Origin of the sequence: Kribbella capetownensis, from assembly GCF_004331485.1 — a bacterium.
Lineage (GTDB): Bacteria > Actinomycetota > Actinomycetes > Propionibacteriales > Kribbellaceae > Kribbella > Kribbella capetownensis.
The window spans coordinates 291830-310979 of record NZ_SJKD01000002.1 but is presented as its reverse complement, the minus strand read 5'-3'; the positions used below and the strand labels follow the sequence as shown (position 1 = coordinate 310979).

Below are 19150 nucleotides of genomic sequence, written 5' to 3'. Positions count from 1 at the left end.
CTCTCTCGAAGTAGTTCGGGCCGCTGAGCCTAACCGCTCTGGGCTTGCTGTGCCTTTTTGGCTTCCTCGATCCGGCGGCCGAGCACGAAGGCCGCCACCCAGAAGGCCGCGAACGCCAGTCCGAGCACGAACATCACCGGTACGACGAAGCCGAGGCCGACCGCACCGACCTGGACCACTGAGCCGAGGATGTAGCCCACCTGGTTGCGCAGCAGGCCTGCTGCGACGATCGCGAGGACGGCCAGCCCGAGGCACACGGACAGAGCCACAGCAGGCCGGATGTCCGCGACCGAGATCATCACCGGCGTGGCCAGCGCCAGCACCAGCGACTCGAACCCGAGCACGATCGAAGCGAGTGACCTCATTGGTCGGCCTGCTTCGGCTTGCGGACCAGCAGAGTGCGCGCCTCGCCGGCGGTGATGACGGACCCGGTGATCAGTACGCCGCCCGTCCCCATCGCGATCGCGTTCTCCTCGGCCAGCCGGATCGCGTCGTCGATCGCGTCGATCAGGTGCGGCCGGACCAGCACCCGGTCCTCGCCGAACACCTCGATCGCCAGCTCACCCAGCTCCTCGGCCGGCATCGAGCGCTCGACGAAGCTGTTCCGGGTGCAGACGACCGTCTCCATGATCGGCTCGTACGCCTCCAGCAGGCCGTACACGTCCTTGTCCTTCATACAGCCCAGTACACCGATCAGCGGCTGGAACGCGAAGGCCTCGGACACCGTGGCCGCGGTCGCCTCGGCGCCGTGCGGGTTGTGTGCGGCGTCGACGATGATCGTCGGACTGGTCCGGACGACCTCCATCCGGCCCGGACTGGTGACCTGCGCGAACCCGGCCTGCAGCAGTTCGGTGGTGACGCGGTCCTCGTGCTCCGGGCCGGCGCCGAGCAGCGCCTCGACCGCAGCAACCGCGGTGGCCGCGTTGTGCGCCTGGTACTCGCCGTGCAGCGGGACGAAGATCTCCTCGTACTCACCGCCGAGCCCCTTGATCGAGATCACCTGCCCGCCGACCGCGAGCGAACGGCTGGTGATGCCGAACTCGATCCCCTCCCGCGCGACCTGCGAACCGACCTCGGCGGCCTTGGTCAGCAGCACCTCGAAGACGTCCAGGCTCTGCTGCGACATCACCGTCGTACCGCCGGGCTTGATGATGCCGGCCTTGTCCCGGGCGATGGTGACCGGATCCGCGCCGAGGATGTGGGCGTGGTCGACCGCGACCGGGGTGATCACCGAGACGGTCCCGTCGGCGACATTGGTCGAGTCCCAGGTGCCGCCCAGGCCGACCTCGATCACGGCCACGTCGACCGGGGCGTCGGCGAACACCGCGAACGCCATCGCGGTCATCACCTCGAAGAACGACAGCGGGTGCTCCTGCTCGGCGTCGACCACCCCCAGGTACGGCGCGATCTCGGCGTACGCCTCGGTGAAGCGCTCCTCGCTGATCGGCTCGCCGTCCAGGGTGATCCGCTCCCGGACCGACTCCAGGTGCGGGCTGGTGAACCGGCCGGTCCGCAGCCCCGCCTCGCGGAGCAGGGTGTCGATCATCCGCGCGGTGGAGGTCTTGCCGTTGGTCCCGGTCAGGTGCACCACGGGGTAGGCCTTCTGCGGGTCGCCGAGCAGTTCGGCGAGCCGCTGGACCCGAGCCAGCGTGGGCTCGATCTTGTGCTCCGGCCAGCGCTGCTGGAGCCGTGCCGACACATCGGCGTAGGTGAGGTCGCTCATCAGGAGACCGAGTCTAGTAAGGCCTGTGGATAAACCGGTCGGAGCACCCCTTGACAACCACTACGATTGTGCGCATGACCGATACGTCCCGCGTTCCTGACAAGCCGACCCTCGAAGGCCTGGAGGCGAAGTGGGTAGCGGTATGGAAGGACGAGCAGACGTACGCGTTCGACCGTACGGCGGAGCGGGCCGACGTCTACTCGATCGACACCCCGCCACCCACCGTGTCCGGGAAGCTACACGTCGGCCACATCTTCAGCTACACCCACACCGACCTGATCGCCCGGTTCCAGCGGATGCGGGGCAAGAAGGTCTTCTACCCGATCGGCTGGGACGACAACGGCCTGCCGACCGAGCGTCGGGTGCAGAACTACTACGGCGTGCGCTGTGACCCGACCATGCCCTACGACGAGTCGTTCGTCCCGCCGGACAAGCCCGACCCGAAGAAGCAGCTCCCGGTCTCCCGGCAGAACTTCGTCGAGCTGTGCGGCGAGCTGACCCACATCGACGAGCAGGCGTTCGAGCGGATGTGGCGGCAGGTCGGCCTGAGCGTCGACTGGTCGTACCTGTACACGACAATCTCCGACGACAGCCGCCGGACGTCGCAGCGCGCCTTCCTCCGCAACTTCGCCCGCGGTGAGGCGTATCTCGCCGAGGCGCCGACGCTCTGGGACGTCACCTTCCAGACCGCCGTCGCGCAGGCCGAGCTCGAGGCCCGGCCGTACGCCGGTGCCTACCACCGGATCGCCTTCCACGGCCAGGCCGGACCGATCTACATCGAGACCACCCGTCCCGAGCTGATCCCCGCCTGCGTCGCGCTGATCGCACACCCGTCCGACGAGCGCTACAAGGACCTGTTCGGTACGACGGTCCGCTCGCCGCTGTTCGACGTGGAGCTCCCGGTCCTCGCCCACGAGGCCGCCGAGCCGGACAAGGGTGCCGGCATCGCCATGTGCTGCACGTTCGGTGACCTCACCGACGTCCTGTGGTGGCGCGAGCTGCAACTGCCGGTCCGCACGGTCATCGGCCGCGACGGACGGCTGCTGCGCGACACCCCGCCGTGGCTGGAGGGCTCCGAGCTGTACGCCGAACTGGCCGGCAAGACCGTGTTCAGCGCACGCGAGCTGATCGTGGCCAAGCTGCGCGAGAGCGGCGACCTGGACGGTGAGCCGACGCCGACGGAGCGGATGGCGAACTTCTTCGAGAAGGGCGACAAGCCGCTCGAGATCGTCTCCACCCGGCAGTGGTACATCGCCAACGGTGGCCGCGACGAGCACCTGCGCGAGGAGTTCGTCGAGCTCGGTCTGCAGGAGGAGTGGGTGCCGGAGCACATGCGGCACCGCTACCAGAACTGGGTCGAGGGGCTGAACGGCGACTGGCTGATCTCCCGCCAGCGCTTCTTCGGCGTCCCGTTCCCGGTCTGGTACCCGATCGGCGCGGACGGCGAGCCGGACTACGACCACCCGCTGGTCCCGCGGGAGGAGGACCTGCCGATCGACCCGACCGGCCAGGCCCCCTCCGGGTACGACGAGTCGCAGCGGGGCAAGCCGGGTGGTTTCCAGGCGGATCCGGACGTGATGGACACCTGGGCCACGTCGTCGCTGACGCCGCAGATCGTCTGCGGCTGGGAGCGGGACGAAGACCTGTTCGCCCGGACCTTCCCGATGGACCTCAACACGCACGCGCACGACATCATCCGGACCTGGCTGTTCTCCCGCGTGGTCCGGGCGAAGTTCGAGAACGAGACGCTGCCGTGGCGGCGTTCGATGATCTCCGGCTTCGTCGTCGACCCCGACCGGAAGAAGTTCAGCAAGTCCAAGGGCAACGCGGCCCTGCCGGACGACATCCTGAACAAGTTCGGCTCGGACGCCGTCCGGTGGCGGGCCGCGATGGCACGGCCGGGGCTGGACTCGCCGTTCGACGAGTCGCAGATGAAGGTCGGCCGCCGGCTGGCGATCAAGGTCCTGAACGCGTCGAAGTTCGTGCTCAGCTTCGGGGCGTCCACGGTCGACCCGGCCGCAGTCACCGAGCCGGTCGACCTGGCGATGCTGCAGCGGCTGCGGTCGATCGTCACCGACGCGACCGCCGCCTTCGAGCGGTACGACTACACCGGTGCGCTCGAGGTCACCGAGCGGTTCTTCTGGACCTTCTGCGACGACTACGTCGAGCTGGTGAAGGAGCGCGCGTACGGCGGGCAGGGTGACGCCGGCGCGGCCTCGGCGAAGGCGGCGCTGGCCGTCGCGTTGTCGGTCCAGTTGCGGCTGCTCGCGCCGTACCTGCCGTTCGCGACCGAAGAGGTGTGGTCGTGGTGGCAGGAGGGTTCGATCCACCTGACCCGCTGGCCGGAGCCGGATGTCGACCTGACGGCCGCGGCGCAGGAGCCTGAGGTGCTGGACGCGGTCTCCGAGGTGCTTGCGGGCATCCGCGGGGCCAAGTCCTCGGCGCAGGTCTCGATGAAGACCGAGGTCAGCAAGGTCGAGGTCAGCGGCCCGGCCGCCCGGCTCACGCTGGCGGAGCGGGCCGAGCCCGACCTGCGGGCCGCCGGCCGGATCACCGGTGAGATTGTCTGGCATGCGGACGAATCCGACTCGGTCACCGTCGTCGCGACTCTCTGAGCTGTACTGGGTGGTGCCCGTCTCCCGTCGGGGAGGCGGGAACCATGCGTTGGCATTCAACGACTACGCTGCGAAATCAGGTTGTCCCGATGTGGCACCATCGGGCCGAACCGTGCGTCCTGCCAGTCCTGAGGAGCCTGTATGAGCGACCCCACCACCCCGGACCCCACGTCCGAGGCTCCTACCACCACGGCTGCCGACCTGGCGGACACCGCAGAACTGGCCAAGGTCGAGGACGCCGCGGAGAAGAGTGCGCCGGGCGAGAAAACTGCGGCCGGCGAGAAGACTGCGGCCGGCGAGAAAGCTGCGGCCGGTGCGAAAGCTGCGGCGGGCGAGAAGGGTGATGCGCCCGCGAAGGCTGCGGCTGGGGAGAAGGTCGCGAGGAAGAAGTGGTGGCGGCGGATTCGCCGGGGTCCTTGGGTGACTGTCGGCGGGATCCTGGTCGTGCTGCTGGTGCTGGCGCTGCTCGGCTACCTCTGGGGCCTCGGCCCGCTCAACCGGCTGAACACGGCCCGCGGAATCACGCCGCCGGCCAAGCTCGCCGGTCTTGACCGGATCACGGACCAGGAGATCCGCGGCCAACTCCAGCTCGACCAGACTCGCGACGCGCTGAGCCGCATCAACGACGGGAAGCAGGCCACGGTCGAGGCGTACGGGAACCTCGACGGCAACCGGATGTTCGTGGTGATCGCGCTCCGCGGCAAGGTCGACATCGACAAGACGCTCGCCGACTCGGGCGCCGCCCCCGACCAGATCAAGCGAGTCGGTCGCGCCACCTGCGTCGAGTCGGCCGGCAACCTGCCGACCCAGTGCTACCGAGGTTCCAACACGCTCACCGTCATTGCCCAATCGGGCAACGATGGCGTGGCCGTGGACGCGGTCGCCCCGGTCGCCGAGGAAGCCTTCAACGCGATGAAGTGACCCGGTCAGCTGAGCAATCCGGCGATCGCCGTCATGATCGGAATCGACAGCAGCGTGCTCATCAGCACGGCACTCCGCGCGAGCGTCCGGCTGCTGCGGTAGTGAACGGCGTACACGTAGACGTTCTGTGCCGTCGGTAGCGCGGCCAGCAGGGTCGGCGCGAGGAGCGCGAGCCCATGCAGATCGAGCACCCACCGCCCGAAGACGTACGCGGCGATCGGCTGCAGGACCGTCTTGAGCACAACGGCCAGTACGACGTCCCGCCGCAAGCTGATCGAGTCCTTCGTACCGCCGCTCAAGCTCAACCCGTACGCCACCAACGCAACCGGCACCGCAGCCGCCGCCACGAGGTCGATCGGCCGCATCAGCAACGACGGCAGCTGCACGCCGAGTAACGCAACCAGCAGTCCGAGCAGCGAGGCTACGGTCAACGGATTCCGCAACGGCCGCGTCACCACAGCCCGCAGCGACACGCGCCGCCCGGACCCCTGCCGATCACCGTCCAGTACGGCGAACGCCACCGGAGCCATCACCAGCAACTGGAACAACACGATCGGCGCAACCAGCGCACCGTCCCCCAGCACGTACGCCGCCACCGGTACGCCGAGATTGCCCGCGTTCACGTACGACGACGCAAGGACACCGATCGTCACCTGCGACCTCGTCCGCCGCCAGATCACCGCAGCGACCAGCAGAAACACCAACTGCACCACGAACAGACTGGCCACATTGGTGAGCAGGACGACCGAGAAGATCGCATGCAGATCCGCCCGCGCCACGGTCGTGAACAACAGCGCCGGCGTAGCCACGAAGAACGCCATCCGCGACAGCACCAGCTCGTCCTGCGCCCGCAGTACGCCGATCAGACCGACGACGTACCCCAGCACGGCGACAGACACCAACGCGACGAAGGCACCGACGACTGCGGACATGGCGGTCAGGCACTCGAGGACGTTGGCACGTGCGGATCGTAGACGAAAACGCGTCCGCACCCGGGGACGGCTCAGCCCGCGGACAGCTGCACGAAACCGTTAACCTGTCAGATGCTGACAAGACAGCGCCTTGAGCGGAAAGATTCCACCATCGACGAACAGGATGGTGATCATGACTCGTTCCCCTAGAGCTGTGCGTGGTGCGCTCGCGACCGTGGTCGTTGCAGCCGCCACGATCGGCGTCGCTCTCCCCCTCCATGCGACCGCCGCGACTGCCGGCGGCACTGGCCTGCCGCTCGGCGACCCTGATCTGGCCGAGACCCGCAGCAGCCAGGAGTTGGCGCGCGGCGTGACGCTGACCCGGATCGTGCGCGGGACCGAACCGGCGCCCGCTGACCAGATCAACACCACGACGCGGGGGCCGTGGGTCGTCAGCGTGCTGACGATCGATCCCCGGAAGGCCGACGGCCACCTGAAGGCGACGTACGGACCGGACCTCGCGAGGGTCGAGAAGACCTCGGACCTGGTCCGCTCGGCGGGCGCGGTGGCCGGCGTCAACGCGTCGTTCTTCACCTTCACCGCCGACCCGCTGTACCCGGGCGACCCGGTCGGCCTCGGCATCTCCGACGGCAAGCTGCTGAGCGAGCCGCTGACCGACCCGGCCGAGGCCAACCTGCTGATCGATGCCAAGAGCAACAAGGTGGTCGCCGGCCACCTGCAGTGGTCGGGCGAGGTGCGCAACCGCGCGACGCACGCCAGGCTGCCGCTCGAGTTCGTGAACCACCCGCCGGTCGTCCCGGCCGACTGCGCGAGCCTGCCGGACCAGACCACCTGCACGTCCCCGGGTGACGTCGTACTGTTCACGCCCGAGTTCGCCGCGGCGACTCCGGCCGGCGCGGGTGTCGAGGTCGTCCTCGACCGGCGTGGTTGCGTGCTGAGCACCGCGACGACGCGGGGCACGAGCCTGAAGGCCGGCCAGACGTCGCTGCAGGCGACCGGGCAGGACACGGTCGCGCTGCTCAACGTCGCGTCGCACGGATGCCTCGACAGCGACCTCAAGGTGTCGAACGAGGACGGCGACAAGGTGCCGCTGCGCAGCGGCCTGTACGGCGTGACCGGTCGCTACCGGCTGACGGCGAACGGCGAGATCGTCGTACCGGACGGGACCGGGAGCTTCTTCGACCGGAACCCGCGGACGATCGCGGGTACGACGCGGGACGGCAAGATCGTGCTGGCAGCGCTGGACGGACGCCAGACCACGAGTGTCGGCACGACCATGGACGAGACGGCCGCGGTCGCGCAGTCGCTCGGGTTGCGCAACTCGATCAACCTGGATGGCGGCGGCTCGACCGCAATGGCGCTGCAGGACGGCACTCTGGTCAACCACCCGAGCGGCACCAATGGCGCCGAGCGCGCGGTCGGCGACGCGATCGTCTTCGTCCCCGGCCACTGAGCATCCCGACCACTGAGCATCCCGACCACTGAGCATCCTGACCACTGAGAAGGCGCAAAGGTTCATGAGACGCTGAGCGGGTGCGACTGCGGCTGCTGCTGTGCGCGACCGTCCTGCTCGGGACGGCCGGATGCAGTGGCGACCAGGCCAAGGAGCCTGCCACAACCGCACCCGCCAGCATCACCGTCACCAGCCAAGCGTTCCGCGAGGGCGGTTCGATCCCCAGCAAGTACACGTGCGACGGCGACGACGTCTCCCCGCCACTCGGGTGGAAGAACGTGCCACAGAACGCCGGCGCCCTCGCCGTCGTGGTCGACGACCCGGACGCACCCCGCGGCACGTTCACCCACTGGGTCCTGCTCGACCTCGAGCCGACCACGACCTCCCTGAAACAAGGCGAAACGCCACCCGGCGCCAGACAGGCGAAGAACTCGGCGGGCGGGGCCAAGTACTACGGCCCCTGCCCGCCGAGCGGCACACATCACTACCGCTTCACCATCTACGCCCTCTCCGAGGCGACCACCCTCCCCGACGGTGCCGACCTCGAAGAGGCCCTCAACGCCATCGACGACAGAACCCTGGCCCGCGGCCTCCTCACCTGCTTGTTCTCCCGCTGAGCACCATCAGCGGACCCGCAGAGTGACGTCCACCGGCTTGGCCAGGTACGGCGTGTTCTCCCCGATCCAGACGCCCGCCGAGTACACACCGGCCTTCAGACCGGCAGCGTTCACCCGCACCGTCACCGTCGTACTCCGGCCCGGAGCCAATGTCGTCGGTGAACCGCTGACCGACATCCACGGCACATCTATCTCGCCACACGCGCCGTACGTCGGCAACTGTTCGGCCGTGTCGACCGGCGTGAATCCGGACCTGGCCGACCCACCGATCCGGTTGAGCCCGCACGCGCTGCCACCGCGATAGAGGACATGCCCGGACGGAGCCAGCGCGGACCACCGGTCGGTCGCCGGGTCGTAGGAGAACCCCTCGTTAGTGATGGCACCGGTCGTGCTGCCACCGGAGACGACGGTGGTGATCCCGCCGGAGACGAGCAGCCGCCCGTACGACTCGGTGTAGCCCATCCCCCACAGGTCGATCGGCAGATCGGCCTTCTTCGTCCAGGCGTTCGTGGCCGGGTCGTACGCGAACGTGCTCTGCGAGATGGCCCCGCCGCGCCGGATCCCGCCGGCGCAGTACACCTTGCCCTCGAGCACCCCACAGGCCCGATGGCCGCCCGGCTCCGGGTAGTCCGCGAGCACGTCCCAGGTGTTGGTGGCCGGGTCGTACCGCCGGACGTTCGTCGAGTCGCACGCGTTCGAACAGCCGCCGACCAGATACAACTTCCCGTCGAGGACCGCCCGGCCCGCGGCCGCCTGAGCATCCGGTGCGTCGGCCAACTGCGTCCAGGTGTCGGTACGACGGTCGTAGCCGAACGTCTGCTTCGACGGGACAAGGTCGGGACCCCAGCCGCCGCTGACGTAGAAGGTGTCACCGATGAACGCCCCGGCAGCGTTCTCCCGGCCGTCCGGAAGATCCGCGATCGGCGACCACTCCCGCGTCGACGGGTTGTAGACATAGCCCTTCGCGGTGGTCAGCCGCCCGTCGATGCCGCCGACGGAGTACACCAGCCCGCCGACCTCACCAACGGTGTTGTCCATGATCCGGGTCGGGTAGTGCGTCAGATCGACCCACGGCCCGACCGCCGGCGTGCCGGACCCGTGCCCCTTCGTATCCAAGGCATCACGCGCCAACGCCAGCGGCGAGTAGTCACCTGGAACCCGCGCGATTCTGTTGCTTCCAGCAACCAAGCTGCTGGTGCCAGCAGCCACGACCTGCCGGTCACCGAAGCTGACCTTGGCCGGCGCGGTCCCGGTGTTCCGCACCGTGAACCGGGCCGTCGCGACGCCGCCTGCCTTGACGTCCATGGTCACGGCTCCCGGTGTCACCGACAGTTCCCCGGCCGACAGCCGTAGGTCGACCCGGCTGATCCGCCGGCTGTGCACCTGCACTCGCTCGGAGCCGTCCTGGTAGTCGACGAAGCTCGCTCCGACCGTCTGCCGTCCGGCAGGCGAGAACATCCAGTAGAAGCCTTCGCCCACTCCACCATCGGCCGGCGTCGCCGCGGTCCGGGCGGTCCGATCCGCAACCTGAACCGATGCGCCGTTGAGCACCGCACCGGTGTTCCGGTCACTGACCTGTCCGAGCACCAGCCCGCCGTTCACCGGACCGCAGGTCAGGTCACCGACGAACACGTCGTCCACCTGCCAGAAGTACGTGTTGTACTTCGCGTCCCAGTAGTGGAAGCGCACCCGGACGCCGTTCTTGCCGGCTGCCTGCGGGATCGGTACGACGGTCCGCTCCGGCTGTACGCCGTCGGTCTGGTGGAGCACCGTCTGCCAGGTCGTGCCCCCGTCCAGACTCAGATCGACGTCGCTGTTCTCGCTCAGTGAATGGAGGTTCTGCCGGAACGCGATCGCCGGCGACTTCCGGCCGCGCAGATCCAGCGCCGGCGAGACCAGGCTCGCGTCGAGCACAATTGGGCTGCCCGGGGTCTGCCCGACCGCGAACCCGCCGTTGCCGCCGGTCCGATTCCTGGTCCGGTACGGATCGTCGAACCGCCATCCGTTGTTGGTCCAACCGGCCGGCTGACCGTGATCGAAGTCTGTCGAGACTCCGGCAAAGCCGTAGCCAGGGGCAACACAAGAGTCCGGATCAACCGTCAGCGAAACATCTCGCCTGACGTCCTTTCCACGAACGTCGATCGCCACGGAACCGGCGCGGTATCCGGGATAGACCGCCTCGATCTTGTAGCTGTACGACGCGTTCGCCGGCAACTCGAAGCTGTAGCGACCGTTCTCCGGCTTGGTGTAGAAGACTCCACCCGGCACATCGTCGACCGTGATCTTGGCGTACAGCGACCAGCCCTGACCGGATCCGTCCTCGACCGTTCCCGACACCGTGACCCGCGGCAGCGAGCGCAGCCGCACCGCAACCTGGCTCGTCTTCCCCGCGGTCACAGTGACCTGCGCAGTACCGGCGTCGTACCCGAACGAGGACGCCGCGACGCTGAACGTGCCGACCGGCAGCGGCAGCGAGTACTTCCCGTCGTCGCCGGCCGTGCGCTCCCGGCTGACGGGTCCGGTGATCTTCAGTCCCGCCGACGGAATCGCCTTGCCAGTTCGTGAGTCCGTCACCGTGATGGCCAGCGTTCCGGTGTCGCCCACCGGCGCGGAATCCACTAGTGCCAACGCGTTCAACCGGCCTTCGCCGTACACGTTGTTGTCGGCATCTGTCCCGCCGCACTGTCCGTCTGGCGTATCCGCACTGCTCCCGTCGAGCAGGGCGCGCGTCGCGTCGACATCACCCACCAGCCCGGGGGCCGCCGACCACAGCAGCGCTACCGAACCGGCCACGTGTGGTGCGGCCATCGACGTACCACTGGCGTAGGCGTAGCCGCCCGGAACGGACGACCGGACGTCGACACCAGGTGCGGACAGGTTCGGTTTGGTGACACCGTCCTGGCCACTGCCGCGGCTGGAGAACTCCGCGATCGTGTTGTTCACGTCGTACGCGCCGGTCGAGTAGTTCGACGCCAGACTGCCCGGCGAGCCGCTGGTGTGGCAGCTCAGGCCGTTGTTCCCGTTGGACCACACCGCGAAGATCCCGGACGCCGCCCACGCCTTGGTGATGTCCTCCATGAACGGATCGTTCGACGGCGCCTCGCTGCCCCACGAGTTGTTGATGATCTGCGGGCGACGGCCGGCGTCGGGGTTCTTCCCGGCCAGGTCGGTCGGCTGCAGCATCCACTGGCCAGACGCGATCAGCGACGCGTCGCTCGGACAGCAGCCGTTCGCCGCGATCCAGTTCGCCTCGGGTGCGACTCCGATGCCGTCGGCACCGATCATCGTGCCCATCGTGTGGGTGCCGTGACCCTCGTGGTCGCACGGCACCGGTCCGCAGGTGCCGGCCGCGTCGAACCAGTTGTAGTTGTGGTCGAACGTCCCGTCCGGCTTCCGGCCGCGGTACTGCTGGACCAAGGCGGGATGGTCGTACTGCACACCACTGTCGATGCTGGCGACGGTGATCCCGGCGCCTCGATCGCCGTACTGGTTCCAGACGTCGTCGGCGTTGATGTTCGCGATGCCCCACTCGACCGCCGCGGCCTCCTTCGCCGCCGCGGTCTTCTTGTCCAACGTGGGCGGCTCGTACGACGTCGTGGCGTACAGCCCCTGGACGTCGGCCGACGCGGCAAGTTGCTCGGCCATCGCCAGGCTGCCGCCGGTGACGCGGATCGCGTTCGTCGCCCAGAACGACTGGTACGACGTCCCGGCCGCGTCGAGTTGGGCGCGGATGTCCTTTTGGGACGACTGGGCGGCGTGCTGCAGCGCCTCGGCGACCGCCGTGCCACGGGCCTTCCAGTCGTCGATGGCCGCGGCCTTGGACAGGTCCGGCTGCGCGCCGAACCGGACCCAGAACGCGACCGGAGCGACCGACTTGGCGGTCAGTTGGGTCCGCAACGCCGGCTGGATCTTGTCCGCCGGTGGCGTCGCGTTCGGGGGTGTCGCCCGGGCCGGGGCGCTGAGCAAGGTTGCCAACAGTGCGATGCAGGCGATGACGGCCGCCCGGATTCTCATATGCCGACCTTCCGTGGAAATGGCAGGGTGGCCGGTGACTTTATGTCGCCTCGGCGGCAGAAAGCGGGGCAAACTGTCGGCACTTCGTAGGCAGATGTCGTCCAGCGACTGGAGAACTTGTTGACTGGATCCAGGACATCCGGGGAGGGAGTCACATGGACACTGAGTCGTTGCTGGAACAGCTGGGCCTGTCGAAGACCGAGGCCAAGGTCTACCTCTGTCTACTCGGCGAGGCGCCGCTGCCCGCCGCGACCATCGCCGACCGGACCGGGACCTCGCGCAGCAGCGTCTACCTGGTCCTGCGTTCTCTCGTCGACAGTGGACTCATCGACGCGGGCGCCGGCTACAGCAGCCGCTACCACGCCGCTCCCCCGGACCGGGCCCTGGCCGCGCTGCTGGAACGCGAGCAGCAGGAGCTCGAGAACCGCAGGCAGCAGGTCGAGCAGGTGCTACCGGACCTGTCCAAGTTGTTCGAGCAGAGCACCGGCGCGGACGGCGAACTCGTCGAGATCCTTCGCACTCCGAGCCTGGTCGGTCAGCGGTTCGACCGGCTCCAGTCGGAGGCACGCGAGAGCATCGACGTGGTCGTCCGCGGACCGCTCCAGGTCGGCGGCTCGAACGAGGCCGAGCTCGGCGCGCTGCGGCGCGGCGTCCGGGCTCGGGCGATCTACGACAACGCGATCCTCGCCGATCCAGTGGTCGCGAAGAACCTGTCGTCCTGGACGTCGGGAGGCGAGCAGGCGCGGGTGTATCCGGGCGCGCTGCCGATGAAGTTCGCCCTGTTCGACGCCCACACCGTGGTGATGCCGCTGGTCGCGCCCGGCGTCACCGGCGTGGTCGCGATCATCGTCCGCAATCACGAACTCGCGGCCGCGCTCGAGTTCCTCTTCGACACGTTGTGGAGTGCCTCCGAACCACTGAAGCAGGCGTGATGGACGCCACCGCCGCCATCCCGGTCGTCGTCTGTATCGCCACCAGCGCCGAGGAGCGCAGTCGGCTCGCCGCCCAGTTCGACGGCGCCGGTGTGCTCGTGGTCGCGTCCGACCCCACCGTCGCCGGTCAGTTCCTCCGCCAGTTCCGCGGATCCGGAGGGGCCCAGCCGGCCGGCGACGCCTCCGTCGTACGCGTAGGTGGTCTACGCCTGGACGATCACGAGGCGACCTGGCACGGCCTGCCGTTGCCGTTGACACCGCACGAGTTGAAGGTCCTTGCTTGCCTGGCGGAGCGACCCGGCCGGATCTGGACGTACCAGCAACTGCACGACCGGGCTTGGGACGGCTCCTACTTCACCGGGCCCGCGGCCGTGCAGTCGGTGATCAAGCGGCTTCGGGCCAAGCTGCGGCAGGCCGGGGTCCTGGTCCACATCGACGCCGCGCGCGGCCTCGGCTTCCGCCTGGTCGACGGGAAGGACCTCCGGCTCATCCGCGGTCAGTAGCCGTAGCCACCGTTGCCGTTGCCGGACGATGTCGACGGGGCCGGCGAAGGAGCCGCGGCCGTGGTGGTGGCGGCGTGCCAGGTGAAGCTGGCGCCGTCGAACTCGTCGGTCAGGTCCTGACCCTTGTGCTGCCCTGCCGCGGTGTCGAGGCGGAAGGTGTACAACGGCTTGCCCTGGAAGGTCAGTTGGCTCTTGCCGGTGTCTGACCGCTGGACGACCCCGAGACCGTCCATGGCCTTGGCCGCGCTGTCCGTTCCCTCGACCGGCATCCAGAATTCCAGGCAACCGGCCGTGCACTTGATCATGCCGCCCGCCTCCTGATCCGCGAAGTAGACCGTCTTGCCGGCCGGATCGACCAGGGTCTGGCCGATACCGCTCACGTCCTTGACCGACACGGCGCCGTTCGCCGCAGCGGCAGGTTGGTCACCGGCCGCCGGCTGGTTGCTGCCACCGGCGCCGCACGCGGTCAGCGTGGCCAGCGCCGCGGTTGCCCCGAGCAACAGGTTGAAAGCTCTCATGAGATGTTCTCCTCTCCCGGACAACTACGCACGCGCTCCGGAGATGGTTCAGTTGAACCTTTGACGGCTCTGGCGCGTATCTCCTTGTGTGGATGACGAAACGGTGATCCGCGCGCTGTACGACAGGTACCGGCGCCCGTTGTTCGGCTATGTCCTGCGTTCGGTGGGCGGCGATCACCAGTACGCCGAGGACATCGTGCAGGAGACGATGGCCCGGGCCTGGAAACATTCGGACCAACTGGATCCGGAACGGGCCGGTCCGTGGCTGTTCACGGTCGCGCGCAATCTCGTCATCTCGGGGCGGCGCAAGCGGGGGGCTCGCGTCGCAGAGGTGCCGTTGGACGGGCGGCGCGACCCCGCGGCCGAGACCGACGACATCGACCGGGTCCTGCAGGCCTGGCAGGTGGCCGAGGTACTGCATGAGCTGACTCACGACCACCTGCAGGTGATCGTCGAACTGTTCTACCGGCGGCGGACCGTCGCAGAAGCCGCCGTCGTCCTGGGAATCCCGCCCGGGACAGTGAAGTCGAGGAGCTATTACGCGCTGCACGCGTTGCGGGCCGCGCTGGAGGAACGGGGAGTGACCGGGTCATGAAGTGTCCGGAGACCATCGCTATCGGGGCGTACGTCCTTGGCGCCCTGGACAGCGCCGAGCGCCACGCCACTGATCAGCACCTGCGCACGTGTGCGTCCTGCCGCGAGGCGTTGCTCCAGTTCGCACCGCTCCCCGGCCTGTTGCACTCCGTGCTACCCGAGGACGTCGACGCCGAGGATCCCGCACCGCTCCCGCTGCCTCCACGTCCGGTACGACGTACCCGCCGGTGGATCCTGGCTGCGGCGGCCACTGTCGCGGTCGTCGCGGCCGGCGGGGTCGTCGGCCGGCAGGCGATCGACACTCCGGGCTCGGCGACGTGGACCGCGACCAACGGCGTCGGCGGAATCGACACGACGGCCGAGCTGACCAGCAAAGGCTGGGGCACCGACATCCAGTTGCGGATGACCGATCTGAAGCCCGGGGAGCACTGCGAGCTCCTCGTCCACGGCCGGGACGGCAGCGTGGAGACCGCGGGCTGGTGGGCGACCACGAGCACCTACAAGGCCAGCGTCCCGGCGAGTACGTCGATCCCGCTGAAGGACATCGAGCGGCTCGAGGTGGTGACCTCCGGGAACACGGTGCTGAGCACGGTGTCCCCGGAGACGCGGTGATTCACCAACTGTTGTTGGAGATTCCGGTGCCCAGATAGATCTGGTCATACGTGTTGGCGTCGTTGTCGTCGGTGTAGGCGACAGCGACCTCGGCGAACGGCGACACCGCCACCGTCATCTGTTCCTGCCGCCCGGCCGGGAGCGACATCAGCTGCTGTGCCGACAGCCGGCCGGTGTCCGTCCCGGTCGTACCGAAGCCACGAACCCACACATCGAGGTCGGTGGCCTGAACCGTCCATCCGACGACCGTCTGGGCCTGGTCGTCGATGCCGATCGACGGTGCCTTGGCGCCGGTCGCGACCTGGACGTCGGCGTACCGGGCCGTGCCGGTCGAGGTGAAGTTGCGCGTCCAGGAACCCGGGGTGCCGGTGTGGTCGGACTCCCACGCGACCGCGAAGTTACCGTTGAAGTTCGCCGCCACCGCTGGATGCGTCTGCTGACCAGTGGTGTTGGAGTTCGCGACCCGGCGGGACAGCGTAGCCGCACCATTGGTCCGGGCCAGCCGGATCAGGCCGATCTCGTACGACGCATTGGCGTCGCCGTCGTCCTCCCAGACCACAACCGCGTCGCCGGAGGCCGACGTCCCGACGGCCGGGTTGTGGTGCTGGCCGGTCGTGGTCGAGGCGGTGACTTCCCAGGCACGCGTCGTCGGGCCGGTGAACCCGGCCGCCTTCACCGTCGGCTGGGTGCCGGTCTGGATGTCCTCCCACACCACGGTGAACGCGACCGCAGCCGTCGACGGGGCACCGTCCGGATCAACCGACACGCGCGGGTTGATCTGCTGGCCGTCGGCACTGGTGTTGGCGTTGCCCGATGCGGTCACCGTGCCCGCGGTGTTCAGGACGCGGTACGGGATGTTGTAGAAACCGTTGCCGTCCGGGTCGTCCTGCCACACCACGACCGCGTTGCCCTTGTCGTCCAGGCCGACATCCGGGTGCAGGTGGCGCCAGTTCGTCACGCCACTGCTGCCAGCGGCGGACACCTTCTTCTCGTACAGCGAGGTCCCGTTGCGGTACACCCGCACGAAGATCTCGCTGTGCACATTGTCGGTGGCGTTGTCGGTGTCGCGGTCGTCCTCCCACGCCACCGCCACGTAGCCATTGCGGTTGGTCGCGATCGACGGTGCGTCCTGGTCACCGGTCGACACACTGTTGGCGGTCACCCAGGTCGGTGTGGCAATGTGCGCATCCGCACTGGGAGCTGCGAGTACGACGGACGACAGCACGGTGATGGCTGCGACAGCAGCTGCGGAAAGCCTCATGATCCCCTCACACAGCCTGCAGGCCGGGCCGGCCCTCTTGGACGACGAACGACTTCACGGTCGTGGCAGCAGCGCCGTGTTCCGACACCTTCGCCACCGCACGGAAGTCTGCCTGCAGCTGCGTCGGGCTGAGCGTCGCTCGCACGTACCCGCGCCTGTTGTTGTAGAACTTCAGCCACGGGTTGGTCCCGACGTCGGGAACAGTTGTCGAGCCGTCGCCGTCACCGCTGGACGTGACCGAACTGGTGACGAGTTCGGTGCCGACGGTCGCCGAGTTCGCGTTGTTGTAATCGGCCTTCAGATCGTTCGCCCAGGCGCGGTGCACGTCGCCGGTCAGTACGACGGGGTTGCGCGTACCGCGATCGACCCAGCCCTGCTGGATCCGTGCGCGGGACGCGCGGTAGCCGTCCCACGAGTCCATGCTCGCGCCGGTCGAGTTGAACCGCCGGGCGAAGAACACCTGCTGACCGATGATGTCCCAGGTGCCCAGGTGCTGGTTCAGACCGTCGAGCAGCCAGGTCTCCTGCGCGTTGCCGGGCAGGCTGCGGGACGCCAGGTCCGCATCCGAGCAGACCTTCCAGCCGTCGCCACAGGCCTGGTCGTTGCGGTACTGCCGGGTGTCGAGCATGTGGAACGTTGCCAGACTCCCCCACCGCAGCCGGCGGTACAGCGGAATGCTGTTACCGCTGTTGGCCTGAGCCGGCCGCAGCGGCATGTTCTCGTAGTACGCCTGGTACGCCGCCGACCGTCGAGCGGTCCACTGCGCAGCCGTCAACGCCGGAGTGTTGTTCTCCCGGATCGTGCCGGCGTAGTTGTTCTCCACCTCATGGTCGTCCGGTACGACGATCCACGGCGCGACCGCGTGCGCGGCCTGCAGATCCGGGTCGGTCTTGTACTGCGCGTACCGCCGCCGGTAGTCCGCGATCGTCACGATCTCGGCGCCCACGTGCAACCGCGGCCGCCCGGAGGTGGCGCCGTACTCGTAGATGTAGTCGCCCAGGTGCAGGATGAGGCCCGGGTTCTCCTCGGCCATCCGGCGATAGACGGTGTAGTAGCCCTCCTCGTAGTGCGAGCAGGAGGTGAACGCCATCGTCAGGTCGCGTCCGGCCGCGCCGATCGCGGGCGTGGTCCGGGTGCGGCCGACGGGCGAGACGTGGCCTTGTGCGCGGAATCGGTAGAAGTAGTCGGAGTCAGGGTTCAGATTGCCGGCGACGACGTGGACGGAGTGGGCGGTCGCGTACGTCGCGGTGACCTGGCCGTTGGCGACCAGCGTGCTGAAGGTGTCGGTGGTGGACACCTGCCAGTCGACGACGATGTTCGTGTCGGTCAGCCCGCCGTGGCCGTCGGCGTTCAGCGGCGACGGGGCCAGCCGGGTCCACAGCACGACGCTGTTCGCGTCGGGTTCACCGGACGCGATGCCGAGCTGGAACGGGTACGGGACGGCGGCGGTCGCCGCGATCACGGCCGAGCGGACCGGCAGAGCGCCGGCGCCGGCCGCGGCGAGTCCGCCGAGGACAAGGGTTCTGCGACTGATTGGGCTGATGAGCCTCACCTTCACGGTACTCAGGGCGGCAGGGTCCCCGGCTGGATGAAGCTGATGGTGACATCCGGAGAACCTTGAGTGATGGTGCTTGATGCCCATAGTTACGCAGGATCCGTAAGTTTCCTACAGCTCGCGTCGTACTGCTCAGTTGATGGCGAGGATGAGCAGCACGACCGCCGGAACTCCCTCGAGAAGGGCGTTGAGCCACAGCTTCCGCTGCGACACCACCAGGACGACGGCCATGAACGTGTGCTGCGCGGCGGTGAAGACGACCAGCGCCTGCCCTTGCGCGACGTGATCGTTGCGCGCGAGCAGTACGCCGGCGACCAGCGCGATCGCTGTGGTCAGGTTGTAGAAACCCATGTTCACCGTCCACAACCGGACCGCGTCGAAGTCGCGGGGCTTGGTCAGGAACATCGGGTAGAGCCGCGGGTGCCGGTACAGGAATGACTCCATCACGAACACCGACACGAGCATCAGCGCGATGACGATCGCCAGCACCTGCGTCGCCGTACTCACGACACCACCTCGGCGAGTTCGGCGAAGAGCGCGCTCATCCGGCCGGTCTGGCTGATGGCGAGGAACTTGGCCGACGGCGTGAGCACGGAGAATGTGTTCAGCGTGCCGGCCGGGATGCTGATCGACGACCCCGGGCCGAGGTCGTAGCCCTGATCGCCTGCCTGGACGAGGATCCGGCCAGTCAGGACGTAGAACGCCTTGCTCCAGGACTCGCTGTGCGGCGGCGCGGCCGGGGCGCGCGGTGCGTCGACCTCGAAGACCTCGTACTGCGCGCCGGTGTGCTCGCTGCCGACCTTGACCGTCACGATCGCGTCCGGGGCGGCGTACTCCGCGCCTGTCCCGGCTGTGCTCAGGTGTACCGACTCGTTCATGCTGCCTCCTTGGGGGTGGCTG

17 protein-coding genes are annotated in these 19150 nt (G+C 68.4%); 8 read left to right on the top strand and 9 right to left on the bottom strand.

The window, feature by feature from the left end:
- Window positions 1-29 precede the first annotated feature (29 nt).
- Both E0H75_RS11750 and E0H75_RS11745 read right to left on the bottom strand, forming a co-directional pair.
- Window positions 30-365 (bottom strand): DUF4233 domain-containing protein, encoded by a 336-nt coding sequence (locus tag E0H75_RS11750; protein ID WP_131513534.1) that lies wholly within the window; start codon window positions 363-365, stop codon window positions 30-32.
- Window positions 362-1723, bottom strand: coding sequence for a bifunctional folylpolyglutamate synthase/dihydrofolate synthase (locus E0H75_RS11745; RefSeq protein WP_131513533.1), 1362 nt, complete (start codon window positions 1721-1723; stop codon window positions 362-364). Before E0H75_RS11745 ends, E0H75_RS11750 begins: the two co-directional genes overlap by 4 nt.
- Window positions 1724-1797: 74 nt before the next feature.
- Here E0H75_RS11745 and valS point away from each other — a divergent pair, with 74 nt between their 5' ends.
- Both valS and E0H75_RS44035 read left to right on the top strand, forming a co-directional pair.
- Window positions 1798-4338 (top strand): valine--tRNA ligase, encoded by a 2541-nt coding sequence (gene valS, locus E0H75_RS11740; RefSeq protein WP_131513532.1) that lies wholly within the window; start codon window positions 1798-1800, stop codon window positions 4336-4338.
- A gap of 141 nt (window positions 4339-4479) precedes the next feature.
- Entirely contained in the window at window positions 4480-5259 is a 780-nt protein-coding gene (locus E0H75_RS44035; RefSeq protein ID WP_238162970.1) for a hypothetical protein, read from the top strand.
- 5 nt (window positions 5260-5264) lie between these two features.
- On the opposite strand, the gene E0H75_RS11730 is transcribed toward E0H75_RS44035, so the two are convergent.
- Window positions 5265-6191 (bottom strand): AEC family transporter, encoded by a 927-nt coding sequence (locus E0H75_RS11730; RefSeq protein ID WP_131513531.1) that lies wholly within the window; start codon window positions 6189-6191, stop codon window positions 5265-5267.
- 172 nt (window positions 6192-6363) lie between these two features.
- Here E0H75_RS11730 and E0H75_RS11725 point away from each other — a divergent pair, with 172 nt between their 5' ends.
- Window positions 6364-7644: a phosphodiester glycosidase family protein gene (locus E0H75_RS11725; RefSeq protein WP_131513530.1), complete on the top strand. Its 1281-nt coding sequence runs from the start codon at window positions 6364-6366 to the stop codon at window positions 7642-7644.
- Between the two features lie 80 nt (window positions 7645-7724).
- Window positions 7725-8261: a YbhB/YbcL family Raf kinase inhibitor-like protein gene (locus E0H75_RS11720; RefSeq protein ID WP_131513529.1), complete on the top strand. Its 537-nt coding sequence runs from the start codon at window positions 7725-7727 to the stop codon at window positions 8259-8261.
- 6 nt (window positions 8262-8267) lie between these two features.
- Here E0H75_RS11720 and E0H75_RS11715 read toward each other — a convergent pair whose 3' ends face one another.
- Window positions 8268-12275 (bottom strand): S8 family serine peptidase, encoded by a 4008-nt coding sequence (locus tag E0H75_RS11715; RefSeq protein WP_131513528.1) that lies wholly within the window; start codon window positions 12273-12275, stop codon window positions 8268-8270.
- A gap of 155 nt (window positions 12276-12430) precedes the next feature.
- Between E0H75_RS11715 and E0H75_RS11710 the strand changes: the two genes are divergently transcribed.
- Window positions 12431-13207 (top strand): TrmB family transcriptional regulator, encoded by a 777-nt coding sequence (locus E0H75_RS11710; protein ID WP_131513527.1) that lies wholly within the window; start codon window positions 12431-12433, stop codon window positions 13205-13207.
- Window positions 13207-13710, top strand: a complete 504-nt coding sequence (locus E0H75_RS11705; RefSeq protein WP_131513526.1) for a winged helix-turn-helix domain-containing protein — start codon at window positions 13207-13209, stop codon at window positions 13708-13710. The genes E0H75_RS11710 and E0H75_RS11705 overlap by 1 nt, the downstream gene beginning before the upstream one ends.
- On the opposite strand, the gene E0H75_RS11700 is transcribed toward E0H75_RS11705, so the two are convergent.
- Window positions 13704-14228 (bottom strand): COG4315 family predicted lipoprotein, encoded by a 525-nt coding sequence (locus E0H75_RS11700; RefSeq protein WP_131513525.1) that lies wholly within the window; start codon window positions 14226-14228, stop codon window positions 13704-13706. The two genes, E0H75_RS11705 and E0H75_RS11700, sit on opposite strands and share 7 nt — an antisense overlap.
- Window positions 14229-14316: 88 nt before the next feature.
- Here E0H75_RS11700 and E0H75_RS11695 point away from each other — a divergent pair, with 88 nt between their 5' ends.
- Both E0H75_RS11695 and E0H75_RS11690 read left to right on the top strand, forming a co-directional pair.
- Window positions 14317-14823, top strand: coding sequence for a sigma-70 family RNA polymerase sigma factor (locus E0H75_RS11695; RefSeq protein ID WP_131513524.1), 507 nt, complete (start codon window positions 14317-14319; stop codon window positions 14821-14823).
- Complete coding sequence (locus E0H75_RS11690) at window positions 14820-15434, top strand: anti-sigma factor family protein (RefSeq protein WP_131513523.1); 615 nt, start codon at window positions 14820-14822, stop codon at window positions 15432-15434. Before E0H75_RS11695 ends, E0H75_RS11690 begins: the two co-directional genes overlap by 4 nt.
- 1 nt (window position 15435) lies before the next feature.
- Here the strand turns inward: E0H75_RS11690 and E0H75_RS11685 are convergent, their stop codons facing one another.
- The 4 genes from E0H75_RS11685 to E0H75_RS11670 form a co-directional block, all read right to left on the bottom strand.
- Window positions 15436-16695 carry a hypothetical protein gene (locus E0H75_RS11685; protein ID WP_131513522.1) on the bottom strand — a complete coding sequence of 420 codons (1260 nt, stop codon included), beginning with the start codon at window positions 16693-16695 and terminating at the stop codon, window positions 15436-15438.
- Window positions 16696-16702: 7 nt separating this feature from the next.
- Window positions 16703-18247, bottom strand: coding sequence for an alkaline phosphatase D family protein (locus E0H75_RS11680; RefSeq protein ID WP_238162969.1), 1545 nt, complete (start codon window positions 18245-18247; stop codon window positions 16703-16705).
- Between the two features lie 135 nt (window positions 18248-18382).
- The gene (locus E0H75_RS11675) at window positions 18383-18757 is read right to left on the bottom strand and encodes a DUF1304 family protein (protein WP_131513521.1); all 375 of its coding nucleotides are present in this window, start codon (window positions 18755-18757) and stop codon (window positions 18383-18385) included.
- Window positions 18754-19128 carry a cupin domain-containing protein gene (locus tag E0H75_RS11670; protein ID WP_131513520.1) on the bottom strand — a complete coding sequence of 125 codons (375 nt, stop codon included), beginning with the start codon at window positions 19126-19128 and terminating at the stop codon, window positions 18754-18756. The genes E0H75_RS11675 and E0H75_RS11670 overlap by 4 nt, the downstream gene beginning before the upstream one ends.
- Between the last annotated feature and the right edge of the window lie 22 nt (window positions 19129-19150).

What these genes read in the sequence shown, in the direction of transcription:
- E0H75_RS11750 (WP_131513534.1), bottom strand. Translation starts at nt 365, where the DNA reads ATGAGGTCACTCGCTTCGATCGTGCTCGGGTTCGAGTCGCTGGTGCTG.
- E0H75_RS11745 (WP_131513533.1), bottom strand. Translation starts at nt 1,723, where the DNA reads ATGAGCGACCTCACCTACGCCGATGTGTCGGCACGGCTCCAGCAGCGC.
- valS (WP_131513532.1), top strand. Translation starts at nt 1,798, where the DNA reads ATGACCGATACGTCCCGCGTTCCTGACAAGCCGACCCTCGAAGGCCTG.
- E0H75_RS44035 (WP_238162970.1), top strand. Translation starts at nt 4,480, where the DNA reads ATGAGCGACCCCACCACCCCGGACCCCACGTCCGAGGCTCCTACCACC.
- E0H75_RS11730 (WP_131513531.1), bottom strand. Translation starts at nt 6,191, where the DNA reads ATGTCCGCAGTCGTCGGTGCCTTCGTCGCGTTGGTGTCTGTCGCCGTG.
- E0H75_RS11725 (WP_131513530.1), top strand. Translation starts at nt 6,364, where the DNA reads ATGACTCGTTCCCCTAGAGCTGTGCGTGGTGCGCTCGCGACCGTGGTC.
- E0H75_RS11715 (WP_131513528.1), bottom strand. Translation starts at nt 12,275, where the DNA reads ATGAGAATCCGGGCGGCCGTCATCGCCTGCATCGCACTGTTGGCAACC.
- E0H75_RS11710 (WP_131513527.1), top strand. Translation starts at nt 12,431, where the DNA reads ATGGACACTGAGTCGTTGCTGGAACAGCTGGGCCTGTCGAAGACCGAG.
- E0H75_RS11705 (WP_131513526.1), top strand. Translation starts at nt 13,207, where the DNA reads ATGGACGCCACCGCCGCCATCCCGGTCGTCGTCTGTATCGCCACCAGC.
- E0H75_RS11700 (WP_131513525.1), bottom strand. Translation starts at nt 14,228, where the DNA reads ATGAGAGCTTTCAACCTGTTGCTCGGGGCAACCGCGGCGCTGGCCACG.
- E0H75_RS11690 (WP_131513523.1), top strand. Translation starts at nt 14,820, where the DNA reads ATGAAGTGTCCGGAGACCATCGCTATCGGGGCGTACGTCCTTGGCGCC.
- E0H75_RS11685 (WP_131513522.1), bottom strand. Translation starts at nt 16,695, where the DNA reads ATGAGGCTTTCCGCAGCTGCTGTCGCAGCCATCACCGTGCTGTCGTCC.
- E0H75_RS11670 (WP_131513520.1), bottom strand. Translation starts at nt 19,128, where the DNA reads ATGAACGAGTCGGTACACCTGAGCACAGCCGGGACAGGCGCGGAGTAC.